The sequence below is a fragment of the Halobacteriovorax sp. RT-2-6 genome (genome assembly GCF_047085025.1).
GTDB lineage: Bacteria > Bdellovibrionota > Bacteriovoracia > Bacteriovoracales > Bacteriovoracaceae > Halobacteriovorax_A.
This window is the reverse complement of the sequence record NZ_JBKIYH010000002.1, coordinates 939911-956432: the sequence shown is the minus strand read 5'-3', so window position 1 is coordinate 956432 and position 16522 is coordinate 939911. Positions and strand designations below refer to the sequence as shown.

At 37.2% G+C, this 16522-nt stretch carries 14 protein-coding genes; 7 read left to right on the top strand and 7 right to left on the bottom strand.

Annotated elements, in window-relative coordinates; genetic code table 11:
* Positions 1-23 precede the first annotated feature (23 nt).
* Complete coding sequence (locus ACMAYS_RS13135) at positions 24-1265, top strand: sigma-54-dependent transcriptional regulator (RefSeq protein WP_103217727.1); 1242 nt, start codon at positions 24-26, stop codon at positions 1263-1265.
* On the opposite strand, the gene ACMAYS_RS13130 is transcribed toward ACMAYS_RS13135, so the two are convergent.
* Entirely contained in the window at positions 1254-2123 is an 870-nt protein-coding gene (locus ACMAYS_RS13130) for a flagellar basal body-associated FliL family protein (protein WP_103217728.1), read from the bottom strand. The two genes, ACMAYS_RS13135 and ACMAYS_RS13130, sit on opposite strands and share 12 nt — an antisense overlap.
* Positions 2124-2324: 201 nt before the next feature.
* On the opposite strand from ACMAYS_RS13130, the gene ACMAYS_RS13125 reads away from it, so the two are divergent.
* The 4 genes from ACMAYS_RS13125 (at position 2325) to ACMAYS_RS13110 (ending at position 6725) form a co-directional block, all read left to right on the top strand.
* The gene (locus tag ACMAYS_RS13125; RefSeq protein ID WP_103217729.1) at positions 2325-2981 is read left to right on the top strand and encodes a hypothetical protein; all 657 of its coding nucleotides are present in this window, start codon (positions 2325-2327) and stop codon (positions 2979-2981) included.
* Positions 2982-3086: 105 nt separating this feature from the next.
* Entirely contained in the window at positions 3087-3968 is an 882-nt protein-coding gene (locus ACMAYS_RS13120; protein ID WP_103217730.1) for a YicC/YloC family endoribonuclease, read from the top strand.
* Between the two features lie 4 nt (positions 3969-3972).
* Positions 3973-4539, top strand: a complete 567-nt coding sequence (gene gmk, locus ACMAYS_RS13115; protein WP_103217731.1) for a guanylate kinase — start codon at positions 3973-3975, stop codon at positions 4537-4539.
* Positions 4539-6725: a RelA/SpoT family protein gene (locus ACMAYS_RS13110; RefSeq protein WP_103217732.1), complete on the top strand. Its 2187-nt coding sequence runs from the start codon at positions 4539-4541 to the stop codon at positions 6723-6725. Before gmk ends, ACMAYS_RS13110 begins: the two co-directional genes overlap by 1 nt.
* Before the next feature lie 41 nt (positions 6726-6766).
* Here the strand turns inward: ACMAYS_RS13110 and ACMAYS_RS13105 are convergent, their stop codons facing one another.
* The 5 genes from ACMAYS_RS13105 to ACMAYS_RS13085 form a co-directional block, all read right to left on the bottom strand.
* Positions 6767-8221 (bottom strand): leucyl aminopeptidase family protein, encoded by a 1455-nt coding sequence (locus tag ACMAYS_RS13105; protein WP_103217733.1) that lies wholly within the window; start codon positions 8219-8221, stop codon positions 6767-6769.
* Positions 8222-8240: 19 nt separating this feature from the next.
* Entirely contained in the window at positions 8241-8879 is a 639-nt protein-coding gene (locus tag ACMAYS_RS13100) for a YdcF family protein (protein ID WP_103217734.1), read from the bottom strand.
* A gap of 13 nt (positions 8880-8892) precedes the next feature.
* The gene (locus tag ACMAYS_RS13095; RefSeq protein WP_103217735.1) at positions 8893-9279 is read right to left on the bottom strand and encodes a Rid family detoxifying hydrolase; all 387 of its coding nucleotides are present in this window, start codon (positions 9277-9279) and stop codon (positions 8893-8895) included.
* Between the two features lie 12 nt (positions 9280-9291).
* Positions 9292-11631, bottom strand: coding sequence for an NADP-dependent malic enzyme (locus tag ACMAYS_RS13090; RefSeq protein WP_103217736.1), 2340 nt, complete (start codon positions 11629-11631; stop codon positions 9292-9294).
* Positions 11632-11692: 61 nt separating this feature from the next.
* Positions 11693-13102, bottom strand: coding sequence for a sodium:solute symporter family protein (locus ACMAYS_RS13085; RefSeq protein ID WP_412463436.1), 1410 nt, complete (start codon positions 13100-13102; stop codon positions 11693-11695).
* Positions 13103-13168: 66 nt separating this feature from the next.
* On the opposite strand from ACMAYS_RS13085, the gene ACMAYS_RS13080 reads away from it, so the two are divergent.
* Together ACMAYS_RS13080 and ACMAYS_RS13075 are read left to right on the top strand one after the other, a co-directional pair.
* The gene (locus ACMAYS_RS13080) at positions 13169-14098 is read left to right on the top strand and encodes a LysR substrate-binding domain-containing protein (RefSeq protein ID WP_103217738.1); all 930 of its coding nucleotides are present in this window, start codon (positions 13169-13171) and stop codon (positions 14096-14098) included.
* A 191-nt stretch (positions 14099-14289) separates the two neighbouring features.
* On the top strand, positions 14290-15435 hold the full coding sequence (locus tag ACMAYS_RS13075; protein ID WP_103217739.1) for a trypsin-like serine peptidase: 1146 nt from the start codon (positions 14290-14292) through the stop codon (positions 15433-15435).
* 29 nt (positions 15436-15464) lie between these two features.
* Here the strand turns inward: ACMAYS_RS13075 and ACMAYS_RS13070 are convergent, their stop codons facing one another.
* Positions 15465-16439 carry a YheT family hydrolase gene (locus ACMAYS_RS13070; protein WP_392993486.1) on the bottom strand — a complete coding sequence of 325 codons (975 nt, stop codon included), beginning with the start codon at positions 16437-16439 and terminating at the stop codon, positions 15465-15467.
* Positions 16440-16522 lie beyond the last annotated feature (83 nt).

The following is a 16522-nucleotide window of genomic DNA, read 5'->3' as shown; positions in this document are numbered from 1 at the left end:
GCTTAAATTCTAAGGAGTTATATATGCTAGAAGTACCAAAGTTAGATAAACTTGTAAAAGACACATTTTGTGTTCATGGAAATTCTATAGAAATTACACCTTTATTTGGCTCAAAACGTCGAATTTTATTGAATCGAACATCCTATCATATTGAATTAACAGGAAAGGAGTTTATTGTTGATTCTCTAGAAATCTCACTACCTATTATTTCGATAGAGGATGAAGCTGGCTTTAAGCTATCAATTGTGAAAACAAATGTAGGTGATACCTTTTGTTTGTCAGGAATTAATGGAGCAACCTTTAGAATTAACGGCTCATTTTCATCTCACGCTTATCTGAGAAAGGGCGATGAAATCATCCTTGGGCGAAATCGAATTCGCTGCTTAAGAGAGGAGCGCAAAGAGAAGCTCAGTTTTGATTATCAAATCCATCCAAAGCTTAATGTCTTAATTGAAGGAGAGACTGGAACTGGAAAGAGCTATTTAGCAAAAAAGATACATGAGCAAAGTGGCGTGCTTGGTAATTTTGTTCATCTTAACTTAAGTTCTTACTCTCATAATATTTTGGAGTCAGAATTATTTGGTCATAAGAAAGGATCTTTTACAGGTGCCTTAAGTGATAAGGATGGTGCTCTAAAAATGGCCAATGGTGGAACATTATTCTTAGATGAAATCGATTCTATTTCAAAAGAAGTTCAAGCAAAGCTTTTGCTCTTTCTCGATGATGGACTTTTCTATCCAGTTGGATCAAATCAAGCGCAATATATAAAAACTAGAGTTATCGTGGCCTCAGGTCGCTCCCTCTTAAAACTAGTAGAGGAAGGGAAAATGCGCTCTGATTTTTATTTTCGTATATCATCTGAAGAAGTGATAAAATTAGATTCTTTGCGTGAGAATGATCAACGTTTAAATGAGTTACTTTGTTCTTATGAAAATCGATATGGCATTACCATTCACCCTAAACTTAAGAAGTTTTATCATTGTTACTCATGGCCTGGAAATATTAGGCAATTAAATGCACATTTAAAAAAGAAGCACCTAAAGGGGAAGTCAAATCTTCTAACTTATTGTGAAATGGATGATAATCTTATGGATCACAATCAGATAATAGATCGTTCTATTGAAAATAATGAATTCTATTCATATCGAGATATGAAGCATCGTTACTTTTTAAAAGTTTTTAATCATTGTGACCAAAATGTTGCAACTACTGCAAGTTTACTTGGAGTTTCAAATCAAACAGTGAGAACGGTCTTATCCATTTAAAATTGAGTCGATATAGACCTTTTCAACGTGACCGTCGATTTTTAGATCTTCAATTAGTTTATTAACTTCATAACGAACTTTTTCTTTGATAATTTTCTTCCCTTCTGGCTCAAGAGGAAAGTTAGGCACAACAGCTTGAAGTGATTCATTGAGGCGGTCGCGTATTAAAATCTCATTTTCTGGTTTATAGAAATACTGGGCCGTGTATCGATTATTTGTTTCTAATAGCACATCGATAAGAAGAGACTTCATGCCATTTCTATTTTTTATGTAAATTGGAATATCAACATTTCTTAAAAAGATCGTTCTTTTATTGGCCAGACGATAACGAGATCGACCCCATTTAGCTTTTTCTAGATCTTCTTCACTAGCAATTTTTCTTTCTTGTTTTGGAGAAGTCTTATCTGAAATCTCCTGGATATTTTGATAAACAGAAATACCAGTTAGTGAAAAAACAGTTAGGGTACATGTTATTCCCACGGCCTTGGCCGGAGAGACTGCTGCAAGTTTTAGGGCAACATTCTTTGACCAAAAACTTTTCGCTGCGTTGTAGGCCATGAGAGGAATATCACCAGACATTTTAAAATTCTTAAAAGCAGCTCCAACACTTGCTAAACTTTGCTTTTTGGCCAGCATGAATGTGACTAATGCAGCTAGCTTAATTCTAAACCATTTCTTTGCCGGCCCAGTAAGGAACTCTGGCAAGGCAATGATCTTCTGGATTAGTCCAGCGATTGTCTTTAGAAAGTTGTGATAAGAATTCTTAATCTTATTTGGAGTAATTCCAGTAAAGAAGTTGGCAAGATTTGTTAGCAAACCATTTAAATATTTTTCAATTTTTAGCCATTTATTCATCATTACAGAATATCCCCAAATCTATCTCTATAGCACTTATCGGCAAGTCCCTAAAATACCTGAGTGGCAACAGTTAATTCTTGAGTAAATTAATATGCTAGGAAGTTTTTTCTGGATGTGGGGGAAGCTGAATGGATTCTTAAGAAATCTCAATAATTACGCCGTAGAGAAGAGGTGATGGGGAGAATATTTTAAGGAGAAGACATGCTTAGAGCATTAACATTATTTTCACTTTTGACCATTGTTTCATGCGGACCGATCTCAATGGATCGACAATTTCTTGATGTTATGGGAGAGGAAGATGAAGGATTCTCACTATTTAGCCCAGGTAAGGCGTTTGATACTGTTGGGGGAGACCCTAGCTATGTGCAGTACTCTAAAGATGAAATGATGAAAAGAACACCATCAAGTGAAGAAGATTACCCTTCATGGTCTCAAGAAAAACGATTGAAAATGGAGCTACAGGGTAAGCTCGATAGTATGCGTCCAGAGGATCGTGAAGCATTCCGTCGAAAAGAGAGGATGTTTGATAATGACTCTCAAAAACTATACTACCTAACATTAACAAGAGCAGAGCAGCAAGAATATGGAAGAACCCTCGTTCGATATGAGAAGCAGAGGAAATTTGAGGCCAGAAAGCCTGCATCAATTTTTCGCTATTCTCCAAGAGCTCAGGCTCACCGCGAAATTGCAATGGGGATGGACAAGAAGAATGTAATTGATCGCTGGGGAAACCCACATCGTGTTGACACAGCAGGTAACCCACAGCTTGAAAATGAGCGTTGGACCTTCTTTGAAAATGGTGAGCGTAAATTTGTCTACTTTAGCCAAGGAAAGGTTGAAGGCTGGTCTCTCGAGTAGGGAAAGCAATCTTCAGGGGAGTATAATAAATATTTAATATTATTACTTCTAGCGGTTGATATCGCTGTATATTTGAGTTAAAAAAGTCATTCATTGGGAGAGGAAATGGCCAAAAATATATATTCAATGACTGGCTTTGGTAAGGCCGAAGCGGGAAGTGAAAGCCTTCAAGTTACAGTTGAAATCAAGACAGTAAATCATCGCTTTAAAGATATTCGATTTAAGATGTCATCACTTTTTAATAGTGTTGAACTTGAAATGAGAAATCTCATTGCGCAAAATTTTAAACGTGGAAGCTTTGATATAAACGTAAGCTATAAAAGGCTTGAAGCGAAATCTCGTTTTGATGATATTGATACTGAAAAAGTGAACGCATTTATAACTTCGATGAAACATCTAGCAGACAAGAATGATGTTCAACTCGATATAAAACCAACTGATTTTTTACGTAATGAATTTATGAAAGAAGTCGATGAGTCTTCTATTGATGAGATGAATGTTTTTGCCATCGATGCCCTTAAGGGAGCGATTGAGAACTTAAAAGAATCACGTAAGATTGAAGGTCAAAAAATGGTCGATGTTATTAAAAAACATCAGCAATCTTATGAAGAGTTTTTTAAAGTAGTTAATGATAAGTCAGATGATTTTCAAGCGGCCGTAAAGGAAAGACTTGAGAAGAGATTTGAAGAATATAAAACGGCGATGCCTGTTGATGAACCTCGCTTTATGCAAGAAGTAATCTTCTACTTAGAGAAAATGGATATTCACGAAGAAATTAATCGTATTAATGCCCACCTATCTAAGTTAAATGACCTGCTAACAAAAGGCGGGGAAGTTGGACGCCAAATTGATTTTCTTATTCAAGAGCTTAACCGCGAAACTAATACAACGGGATCGAAGTCAACACTACAAGAGATCTCTGAAGCCGTTGTTCAAATGAAGGTTCAGCTAGAAAAGATTCGAGAGCAAGGTTTAAACCTCGAGTAGTATTATGAGTGAAGGTAAAATTATAGTTATTGTTGCACCATCTGGATCAGGAAAATCAACTCTGATTAAGAGGATTAAAAATGAATTCCATGATCTCCTGGAGTCGGTTTCTTTTACGACAAGAAAGGCCCGTGAAGGTGAGGAGCATGGTAAGCACTATAACTTTATATCAGAAGAAGAGTTTCTTGCTATGAAGAAGCAAGATGCATTTTTAGAATGGGCAAAAGTTCATGGTAATTACTATGGAACTTCTAAAGACTTTGTCGAAAACGAAATTGCTCAAGGGCATAATCTTCTTTTTGATCTAGATGTTCAAGGAACTGACTCATTCAAAGAATATTTTGGTGATCGTGCACGTGTGATATTTATTGCTCCACCAAGTGTTGAAGCATTGGAGCAGAGACTTCGTGGCCGTGGCACGGAGACAGATGAAAGTTTAAATATTCGTCTTGATAATGCAAAACGCGAATTACTTAGAAAGAATGATTACGATTATCTTGTGGTTAATGATGACCTTGAGACTGCATATATTGAATTAAAAGATATTTTTGAAGGAATCTTAAGAAAGTAATGTACCAGCAACTCGATTTCGCCCATGAGCGCGAATTAAATATTGATGAACTTTGTCGACGTGTCGAAACTTATTATCCAGACGCGAATTTCACTCTTTTAAGAAAAGCTTATCTCTTTGCAGAAAAGTCCCATGAGGGACAGATGCGAAGTTCTGGAGAGAAGTATATCATTCACCCGCTGAATGTTGCTGCTACTCTTGTTAAGCTTCATATGGATCTTGATACGATTATCGCAGGCCTTCTTCATGATGTTGTTGAAGACTGTAGTGTTACTCCTGAAGAGATTGAAAAAGAATTTACGACTGAGATCGCGCAAATTGTTGTAGGTCTAACTAAGATCTCTAAAATGAAATTTAAGTCAAAGGAACAATCGCAAGCGGAAAACTTCCGTAAGATGGTTGTTGCCATGGCACAAGACCTGCGAGTTATTATTGTTAAGCTTGCAGATCGTATGCACAATATGAAAACGCTTCAGTATGTTCGTGAAGAAAAACAAAAGCGAATTGCCGAAGAAACTCTTGATATCTACGTACCACTAGCTTCTAGGCTCGGTATCAACTCGGTAAAGATTGAACTAGAAGACATCTGTCTTCGCTACCTTCACCCTGATGTTTATTATCGTTTGGCCGAAAAAGTTGCGATGAAGAAGAGTGATCGCGAAACTTATATTGGTGACACAATTGGTGTCGTAACAGAGAAGCTTTTTGAATACTCAGTAAAAGCCGATATTACAGGACGCTCAAAACACTTCTATTCAATTTATAAAAAGATGGTTTCACGCGGTGTGGATTTTGAACAAATTCACGATATCTTAGCATTTAGAATCATCGTTAATAATATTACTGAATGTTATAAGGCCCTTGGAGTTATTCACTCGGCATTTACACCGATCCCAGGACGCTTCAAAGATTATATTGCAATCCCAAAGGTTAACAACTACCAGTCTCTTCACACGACGGTCGTTGGACCTAAGGCAGAGAGAATTGAAATTCAAATTCGTACTCAAGAGATGCATGAAGTTGCGGAACGAGGGATTGCTGCTCACTGGAAGTATAAAGAAGGGATGTCATCAGGTAAGACTAAACTTGATTGGGTACAAGAACTTCTTGAATATAATAAGGACACAGATAATAGTTCTGAATTCATGTCTCATGTTAAGAATGATCTTGATGTAGGCGGTGTCTTTGTTTTCACGCCAAATGGTGATGTATTTGAACTTCAAGATAATTCGACTCCACTAGATTTTGCATACCGTGTCCACACTGATATTGGACACCGTTGTGTGGGAGCGAAAGTTAATGGAAGAATGGTACCATTAAAGTACGTTCTTCGCTCAGGTGATACAATTGAGATTCTTACATCAAAGACTCAAACTCCTAATAAAGATTGGTTAAATATTGTTAAGTCTTCTAAGGCAAAGGCAAAGATTAAGTCTTGGCTGCTTAAGGCCGAAAGAGAGCGCAATATTGAAGTTGGTAAGGAAACTCTTGATAAGGCATTCAAGGTTCTTGGTACGACTCTAAAAGCAGTTTTAAAGCGTAATGATCTTGATTATGCGAAAGAAAATCTGACTAACGTTAAAACTTATAGTGAAATCTACAATAACGTCGGCGCTGGGAAATTACATGTTGATAAAGTTATCGAATGTATTCCAGGTCTAAAAGATGAAAAAGTTGATGATGCAAAGAAGAAAGAAATCTCTTCACTTACTTCAACTATTTCTCGTACTGCTAAAAAGCGTGCTCACAAAGATAATGCCGTTATCGTTGATGGAATGGACGACCTCATGGTTCGTATGGCCCGTTGTTGTAACCCTATTCCAGGGGACCCAATTATTGGTTATATCACTCGAGGACGTGGAATTACGATTCACCGTTCAGACTGTACACGTTACGATGTAGGTGATGTCGGGAGACAAATTGCCGTTGAATGGAATGAGAACTTCACGTTTAAGCACCCTGTAAATATTCATGTTCTAACACATGATAGGCCAGGTATTCTTTCAATGATTTCTAAGGAAATTGGAAACCTTGGCGTAAATATTCGCTCGGCCATGGCCAAGTCAACTCAAGATCGAAAAGGTAGCCTTATTTTTGAAGTAGAGGTTAAGGATTATTCTGAACTACTTAAAACAATTTCGGGACTTGAAGCACTAGACTCCGTGATCTCTGTTACAAGAGGTTAAGCATAAAAAAAGGCAGGTCTTACGACCTGCTTTTTTATTTCTTATTTAAAGTATCCAATTAGAGTCTCGACTCCTTGGCCAGATCCACCTTCTTGAACAAGTGAAGGTCTAAATCCACTCGTCCATCCAAAGATATCAAAGTGTGCCCACTTAGTGTCACCAATAAATTTTTCTAGGAAGAGAGCTGCTCCAATAGATCCACCTTGAACAGTCGACATATTGTTCATGTCTGCAAAGTGCGACTTAAAACCTTTATAGTAAGGTCTATAAAGAGGCATACGCCAAGAAAGGTCTCCATTGTTTTGAGAAGCCTTTAGTAGTTTATCAGCTAGTTCATCATCGTTTGCAAACATACTCGTTACATGATCACCCATTGATACTTTTGCGGCCCCAGTTAAAGTTGCAAAATCAATTAATACTTCTGGCTTTTCTTTTTGAGTAATCGCAATATCCATTGCATCGGCAAGAGCAAGTCTTCCTTCCGCATCAGTATTGCCAATTTCGACCTTTAGGCCATTTCGAGAAGTATAGATATCTCCTGGACGAGTAGCATTTTCATTAATCGAGTTCTCTGCAAGTGCAAGATAAAGGTCTACTTTTTTCTTCACACCTGAGTTCTCTAGCCACGTAGCAAATCCCATAACCGTTGCAGAACCACCCATGTCTTTTTTCATTTTACCCATACCTGCGCCACCTTTTAGATTTAGGCCACCGCAGTCAAATGTGATTCCTTTTCCAACGATTGCTGTAGGCTTGCCTTTTGCTCCCGCTGGACGGTATTGCATATGAACAATTCTTGGTGGAGTCGCAGAAGCTTGTCCAACGCTTAAGATTAGTCCGCATTTTTCTTTCTCTAATTTCTTCTCATCATAAATCGTAACTTTCATCGTTTTTGATTTTGCAAAGTGCTTCTTAACCGCGTCTGCGTAAGTTACTGGGTTTAACATATTTGCAGGAAGATTAACTAAGTGCCTTGCTGTATTAATCGATTGCGCCATTGAAAGGGCCGTATCTACTGTAGACTTCGCTACTTTCTTTGCGTCATCAAAGAATGAAATAGCACCAAGGTTTAGTTCTTCTTTAAAACGGTAAAGCGCAAGTTCAAGTCCAACGATTGCACCAGTAATCATATCTTTATCAAGTCCGTAGAAATTGATTTCAACTTTCTTAGAGCGCTCTTTAGTAATCTGACCAACAAGAGAGCCTAGTGCTTCTCTTGCAATAGAGTAGTTACTATCTGTAATAAGGTTATAGTGTTGCTCACCATCTTTAGCTTCTTCGATAACTTTGAAGATAATAGGTCCTTCACTACCAAGGATACTAACTTCTTTTTCTTCGCCAATTCTTCCGATAATCCATTCCGGGATATGCTCAGAATGCGTAATATTACTTTCTTCTAGTGCACTTGCAGTTAGTAAGTAAACTCTCGTTACAGTTGAACGAAGTGATTTTGGGCCACTTTTCTTAGTTGCCATGATTGATGGAACGATATTCATTATTCCTCCTATTTAAATTTTAATCCTCACTGGCCAGGGCCAAGTAAGTAAGTGTTCTGAAGTATTTAAATACTTCTTTGTAGATAATTTTGAGACTTCTAAGTGAATCAAGTGGTGACTTGACTCCCCAGAAATAGAACTTGTATTGATCACTATCGCGACGACGATATTCGATAATCGATTTGATTCTTAGAATATGGTAATCATGTGAAACAATCAGAACAGTATCAATATTACTCTTCTTACGAAGAGCTTGTAGAGTTTCTAAAACATTCTCATAAGTATTCTTTGCATTGTAATCGATATCAAGAAAATCGTGATTAATCTCATCTGTAATTTGATGACTTTGAATTAAAGTACTAACACTATTTTTTGTGTGCACTCCTGAAATTAGAATATTTTCTTGATTGTATTCTTTTGCTAAGCGAATCGCTTCTTGAATACGACCTCTATCCCCAGTAAAGACAACGATGATATCTGGTCTTTTCTTATAGAAAGTTTCTTTTGTTTTAAGGTTTTCGTTTTGAGAGTAGAGGATGAGGATGTAAGAGAGAAGTGAGTAACCTAAGATAAAAATAATAAACTTGGAGAAAAGCTCGAGGGCCTTTCTCCAAGATCTAGTTTGTTTTGTCTCAAATACATACTTCTTATCAAACATAAAAAAGTGTTAATTATCCTTTAGCTGCAATAACTTCAATTTCAACAACAGCTCCCTTTGGAAGTGCTGGAACTTGAACGCAGCTTCTTGCTGGATATGGAGCTGTAAAATAAGCTTCATATGCAGCATTGACCTCACCAAAGTTAGCAAGGTCAGTAACGAAAATTGAAGTTTTAATAATGTGCTCACGAGTTAAGTTTTGTGACTCAAGTAGCCCATCAATATTCTTCATGATCTGATTTAGTTGAGGAACAAATCCTTCTTTTAGTTCACTAGTCGCTGGATCAATTCCGATTTGACCAGAAAAGAAGTATGTCCCGTTATATTCAACACCTTGTGAGTAAGTTCCTACTGCACTTGGCGCTTTATCAGTTGAAATAATATTCTTTTGAAATGTCATCTTTAACTCCTCTTAAATATCGTTTCTGTTAACTTTTTCTTCTAGAGCTCTTAATGCCGTTAGACGACAAGAATCTACGATCTCTTTAATAGAAGCAGTTCTTTGAATGATATTAACTGTCTTATTCATTGGTACAAGGATTGGTCCAATAGCAGATGCTTCTGTTAATTGAGCAAGAAGCTTGTACGAAATGTTTGCAGAGTTTAGTTCAGGGAAGATTAAAATATCTGCAGACTTATCAAGTTCACTGAAGTTGAAAAGATTTTTCATAATACCGTGGTTAACTGCAACGTCTGCTTGCATTTCACCTTCGATCTTTAGTTCTGGATATTTTTCTTTTGCCATTTTTGTAGCAAGTTTCATCTTCTTAGCATCCGGAAGCTTTGAGTCTCCAAAGTTAGAGTAGCTTAAGAAAGCAATTCTTGGATCTCTCTTCATTAGTGACTTGTAAAGCTCAGCAGTTGAGTTTGCAATCTCTACTAAATCTTCTGCAGTTGGGTCCGGTTGAACTGTTGTATCTGCTAGGAAAAGAACACGGTCTTTAAATACTAGGATGAAAACACCTGCCGCTTTTGTTCCTGGCTTTGATCCAATAACTTTTAGAATTGGAGAAAGACAGTCGCTATAGTTTAGAGATGGACCAGCGATAAATGTATCGGCAAGACCTTTTTTAACCATCATTGAACCGTAGAAGTTTTCTTGAATCATTAAGTCTTCAGCAGCATTAAGTGAAACACCTTCTCTTTGCTTAGCTTCACAGTATTCTTTGTAGAATTCTTTAAAGTTATCAGCTTTTCTTGGACGGATGATTTCAACTTTTCCATCTAAGAACTCTTCAAGACCAAGAGACTTAATTTTTGCTTTGATATCATCTGGGTGACCAAGAAGAATTGGCTCAATAGCATTTCCATCAAGAAGTGTTTTAACTACGTTAAGGATACGAGTATTAATACCTTCAGCAAATACCATTCTAACTTTTTCACCAGTGCGCTTAATATGAGCTGCTAGACGATCACGAACAGTTTTCATGAAAGCACCACTTGCCGAAAGACGGCTAGCTAGGTGTTCAGAGTACTCGTGAAGATCAGCAATCTCTCTTCTTGCAACACCTGTATCCATTGCAGCTTTAGCAACAGCTGGAGCAACTCTCGTAAGTACACGAGTATCAAAAGGCTTAGGGATAATATAATTTTTTCCGTATTTGAAATCTTCACCTTGGTAAGCAAGTTTAACTTCATCAGGAACATCTTCTTTTGCAAGTTCTGCAAGAGCGTAAACTGCAGCAAGCTTCATTTCTTCATTAATCTTACGAGCACGTACATCTAGTGCTCCTCTAAAGATTGAAGGGAAACCAAGAACGTTATTAACTTGGTTAGGGAAGTCAGAGCGTCCTGTAGCCATAATTGCATCATCGCGAACTTCTTCAACTTCACTTGGAAGAATTTCTGGATCAGGGTTTGCCATTGCAAAGATGATTGGACTTTTTGCCATTGTTTTAACCATTTCTTTCGTTAAAACACCTTTTGCTGAACAACCAATGAAGACATCGGCATCAACCATTGCATCCCCTAGAGTTCTTGCATCAGTTTCATTTGCAAATTCTTCTTTGTATTCGTTCATTCCACTTTCACGGCCTTTATAAATTACACCGCGAGAGTCTGTCATAAGTAGGTTTTCTGGCTTAACACCAAGGTGAAAGAAAAGCTTAGCACATGCCATTGATGCAGCACCAGCTCCAGAGAATACTACTTTTACTTTATCAATTTTTTTCTTAGATAATTCTAGCGCGTTGATAAAACCAGCTGCTGCGATAATTGCAGTACCATGTTGATCATCGTGAAATACTGGAATATCCATTTTTTCGATTAGTTGTTTTTCAATTTCAAAACACTCTGGTGCTTTGATATCTTCAAGGTTAACACCACCAAAAGTAGGCTCAAGTGCCTTAACAACATTTACCATTCCTTCAACAGTTGATTCTTCAACTTCAATATCGAAAACATCGATATCAGCGAAACGCTTGAAAAGAATACCTTTCCCTTCCATTACTGGCTTACCAGCAGCGGCACCGATATTTCCTAGACCAAGAACTGCTGTTCCGTTTGATACAACAGCAACTAGGTTTCCTTTTGCTGTGTACTTGTAAACATCATCAGGGTTCTTAGCAATTTCAAGACATGGATGAGCAACACCTGGAGAGTATGCTTTTGTTAAATCAGATGCTGTTAAACATGGTTTTGTTGCAACAACTTCGATTTTTCCAGGGCGACCCATTGAGTGGTAATTAAGTGCTTTTTCAATTTTTTGAGCGTCAGCGTTTGACTTATCCGTGACTTTTTTATTGTCAGTCATATGTAATCCTTTGAACTTAAAATCCTACGATATTAAGCACAAAGGATACACTTTTTGGCCCTTATCCGACTAGCTTTTTATCCCTAATTAGGTGATAAATGAGCAGAGTTAGACTAGTTGCAATAATACCAATATAAAGCTCATCAATATTAGAATAAAAGCCTGGCTTTGGTATATGACGCCATGTGCCCGTTGTTACGACACCTATCAAGCAAGCCGTTACAAACTGGTTATCACTAATTTGCTTAGGAAATAGGTAGCCGTATATGACCGGCAGCAGCAGACATGATGCGGAAAAGGATCCCAAGGTCTTCCAAACAGATTTTATATTACCTTGAAAGTATTCAGACATAATCACTGTTAAAACGGCAACAAAAATAACACCAAAGTGGTGAACCCAAACACGCCCCTTGTACTTCTTTGGAGCGAGGTCATAAGCTAGGTTTGTTCCAGCAATGAATAGATATGAATCAAGTGTTGATAATATTGTTGCAAGAATTCCTGCTAGCATAAATCCTTTTAATCCATCTGGAAGAATTTGAATTGCATAAGTTAGGTAAGCATGTGAGCTCTGTGCATCCGGAATGGCGGCTTTTGCATACATCGCTCCAAACGTCGTACAAATATCAAAACAGAACCAAATGACAGTAGAGATCAAGATTCCTTTTTTTGAAACTTCACCACTCGTGGCCGAAAAACATCGCTGATAAAAGTTTGGATCAACTAAAGTTGATAGAGCAATAAAACCCCAGACAAAAGTTGTCGCAAGTGAGTTCTTTCCAGTTAGTGACCAATAAGACTCAGGAAGATTTGCTTTTAGGTAAGGGAGTCCCCCAAATTCAAAAAATGAAAAACCAAGTACAAAAGCTACTGCAAGGCACATGACAAAGAACTGAATTAAGTCAGAGAAGACAACTGATCTCAATCCTCCCCACATCGAGTAGAGAACAACAAAACCAACCCCTAGGGAAGTGTTTAGTAATAGAGTTCCACCAAAGATTAGTTGAAGAAAAATCCCTAAACTTATTCCATAAGCAATTGGGAGTACATTAAAGAAATTAAAGATTGCTGTAAGCTTTGCAGAGCGTGGCCCAAACATCTTTCCAACTAAATCTGGTAAAGTAACAGCACGGTAAGGCTCAATTTTCTTGATTAGAAAAAATGCAAAAATAATATAGGCTACATACCAGAAAACACCCTGAGTGATGAAATTGTAGATACCTTGATTAAAGGCGATTTCAGTAACACCAAAAATTCCACCATACCAAGTTGCAACAAGTGTTGCGACAAAAAGTGGCAAAGTAAGTCTTCTTCCCATAATTAGTAAATCAAGGAAGGTCTCTTTTTCGGTGGATTTTTTCATGCGATATTGGCCGTAAATCACACTCGCTATTGTTAAACCTAAAATGGCAAAAAATATAAATAAGTCTAAAGATGATAGACTTTGAAATAAATCAATACTGCTCTTCATATAGTCTCCGATTATGAAGTATGATATAGTATAGAAATTATAAATCAACCTTCAGGAACTCTTGTTATGACAATAACTCAACTGGAATATGTATTAGCAGTCGATAAACACCGTCACTTCAGAAAAGCATCTGAAGAGTGTCATGTTTCTCAACCAACATTGAGTATGCAAATTCAAAAGTTAGAAGATAGCTTAGGATTTGTTATTTTTGATCGCTCTAAGAATCCTATTGTTCCAACGATTGAAGGTGAAACTTTTATTGCACAAGCAAGAGTTGTTAATAAAGAATTTAAAAAATTAAAAGATATTGCAAGTGATCCAATCGTAGGTATAGAAGGTGAATTCAAGCTTGGAGTTATTCCAACTCTCGCACCGTACCTCGTACCACTTTTTTTAAGTCGCTTTGTTAAAGAATTTCCAAAAGTCGACCTTATCATTGAAGAGAGAACAACTGAAGAGATCATCGAAAAACTTGATCGCGATGAATTGGATGCAGGACTTCTTGTCACTCCACTTCACAATAATCAGCTAATTGAAAGAGTGTTATTCTATGAACCACTCTATGGATTTATAGCAAAAGATCACGAGTTATTTCACAAGAGCCAGCTCGAATTCTCAGATCTCGACAAAGATGGCCTATGGCTTTTACAAGAAGGGCACTGTCTTCGTGGCCAGGTCCTAAATCTTTGTCAGAAAGTAAAAGGCTTTCAACACTTTGAAAGTGGTTCTCTTGAAACAATTAAGAACCTTGTGGCCAAAGATAGCGGTTATACAATCATTCCACACCTGGATATGTTAGATCTAACAGGGACTCGTAAGAAAATGATCCGCTCATTCACTCCACCTGTTCCAACTCGCGAAGTTTCAATAGTTTATGGCCGAATTTTCTACAAAGAGAAGGTTATTGATGCACTTGAAGGACTAATCCTAAAAGTTATTCCTAAAGAGCTAAAAAGCTATAAGAATGCAGATGTTTCAATAATTCCTATTGATTAGGTGACATTTTAGCACCGCTATTTCTTGTCATTTTTAATTCATTTCTTACATTTGCTTAACTTTAAGCATTATTGACCTATAAAAAAGACACCTAGGTTCTTAAATCATGTTTATTTTCTTATAAATTACTCAATCAACAAGTTCACAAAAGGACTTGAAGAATTCCATAAGGAAGATTGGAGGAGAGGGTAATGTCAGTAAGAAGTTCCATGTTTTTATTAGTAGTTGTTTCCACATTCTTAACAGTTTCATGTGGCCAAGGTGTTCCTGCTTCATCAAACGCAGATGTTTCGACAGGTTCAATCATCGTTGGTGATGTTAACTGGCAAGAAGTAATTGCTTTTGATGAATCATCAGAAGTTAGAAAGAATTCAAAAGCGGTAGCTGACATTCAATTTTCAAATACTGGCCGTTGTACTGGTTTCTTAATCTCAGACAATATTTTAATGACAAACCATCACTGCATCACTAGTGCTGCTGATGTTGTAGGAATGAAAGTTTTTATGAAACACGAAAAAGGTGTTTCAAAGTCTAACCAAGGTGAAATCAAATGTAGTGAATTTATCGGTAATGATGAGGAACTAGATTTTGCACTTGTTAAGTGTGAGGGAACTCCTGGACAGACATATGGTAAGGTTGAATTAGATACAACTGAGCCAGTAGAAGGTGATAGTGTTTATGTTATCCACCAAAATTGTGATTACTACACAGACTATGATTGTGACTGGACGAAGAAGGTTTCTGAAGGGAAAGTTGTTGGCCTAAGAGGAGATGTTCTATACGATGCGGATACATTGGGAGGATCTTCAGGTTCACCAGTATTTAGCGCAGACTCTGACAAGGTATATGCAATCCACCACGCTGGTTACGGCGGATGGGGAGGACGCGGAGTTTACAATGGTGCAGTATCAATGAGTCGAATTGTTCCTTTCATCTTAGAAAACTTCCCAAGTGTTTTAGCACAAGATCAAGATGATAGTGATTCTTCAGATACACCAAGCTCTGATAATAATACTGCTGAAACGGCAACAGAGTTAGGATCAAGTTTCTCTCAAAATGTTGAAATCGATAGCGAAGAAGATGTTGATTTTTACAAAGCAGAAATGAAGGCCGGTGAAGTATTAGACTTTAAAATCTTTTTCTCTCATAGTGAAGGTGATCTAGACTTTGAAGTTTTAAAGAAAATGGGATCAAGTTATAAAGTTGTATCTCGTAAAGAATCTTCAAGTGACAATGAAGCAGTAAGGCTAAAAGTTAACTCTTCAAATACTTACTATATCAAAGTTTACGGTTATAAAGGGGCCAAGGCTCAATACAAAGTAGAATTTAAAAAATAAATAATAAGGCCTCCAATCGGAGGCCTTTCTTATAGCTTCATTTTCAAAAAATTTAAAATACGATGTTCATACCAATAATATTTTTCAGAGGGAGATTTTATAAACCCTACGTGACCACCATTTTTTGGTACTTCGAGGTATAAATTACTTTTCCTTTGGGCCAATTCATATGGATAACTTTCTTCCGATAAGAATGGGTCATCATAGGCGTTAAGAATATAAAATGGGACACGAATTTTTTCCAAGTGACTAATTGGTGAAGCTTCTTCTCTATAGTGATTACCGTCACGATAGCCATAGATAGGCGCCGTAACATACTCATCAAAATCATCAATATGTTTAATACTTTTCACTTTATCTAGATCAACAGGAAGTTCCATAACCTTGGCCTTCTCGATCACTTTCTTTCTCATGGAATAAACAAAAACATGACGATAGATATGACGTGAAATTTCAGTTTTTAATTTCACTGAGCAACCATTTAAGTCCATTGGTGAAGAAAGAATAAAGCCGCGATAAATCTTATGATTAACAACCTCGGGGTGTCTTCCTAGATAATTTGCAGTAATTGCACCACCTAGACTAATTCCCATTAAAGAGACATGCTCATATTCGTCAGAAACATTATCAACGAGAAATTTTAAGTCGTGATAGTCTTGAGCATTGTAAAACTTTTTAGTTCGATTTAGTGCTCCACCGCACGAGCGCATATCCCAGGAAATGACATCATAACCATGAGAATTGAATTTTTTCATCATGTCCACAATATAGCGGTCTCGACCATTTCCTTCTAAGCCGTGGGAGATGATGATGAGATGTTTGTTTTCAAGTGGAGAATTTGTTGTTGATCTATAGTAGCGTAGAAAGTCTCCATCTGGAGTTGTCAGTGTTCGCTTCTCAAATTTATGTCTAGGGGTTCTTCTTATAAAGAATGGGATGATCGTTTGTAAGTGACCATTTTGTAGAGACTGATGACAAGTGTATCTTGATTCGATGACAGGCATTACGCTTCCTCCATCTCAATATTATAACGCAAAAAGTGGAAATAAAAAAAGGAGGTCAATGACCTCCTTTCTTATGAATTTAT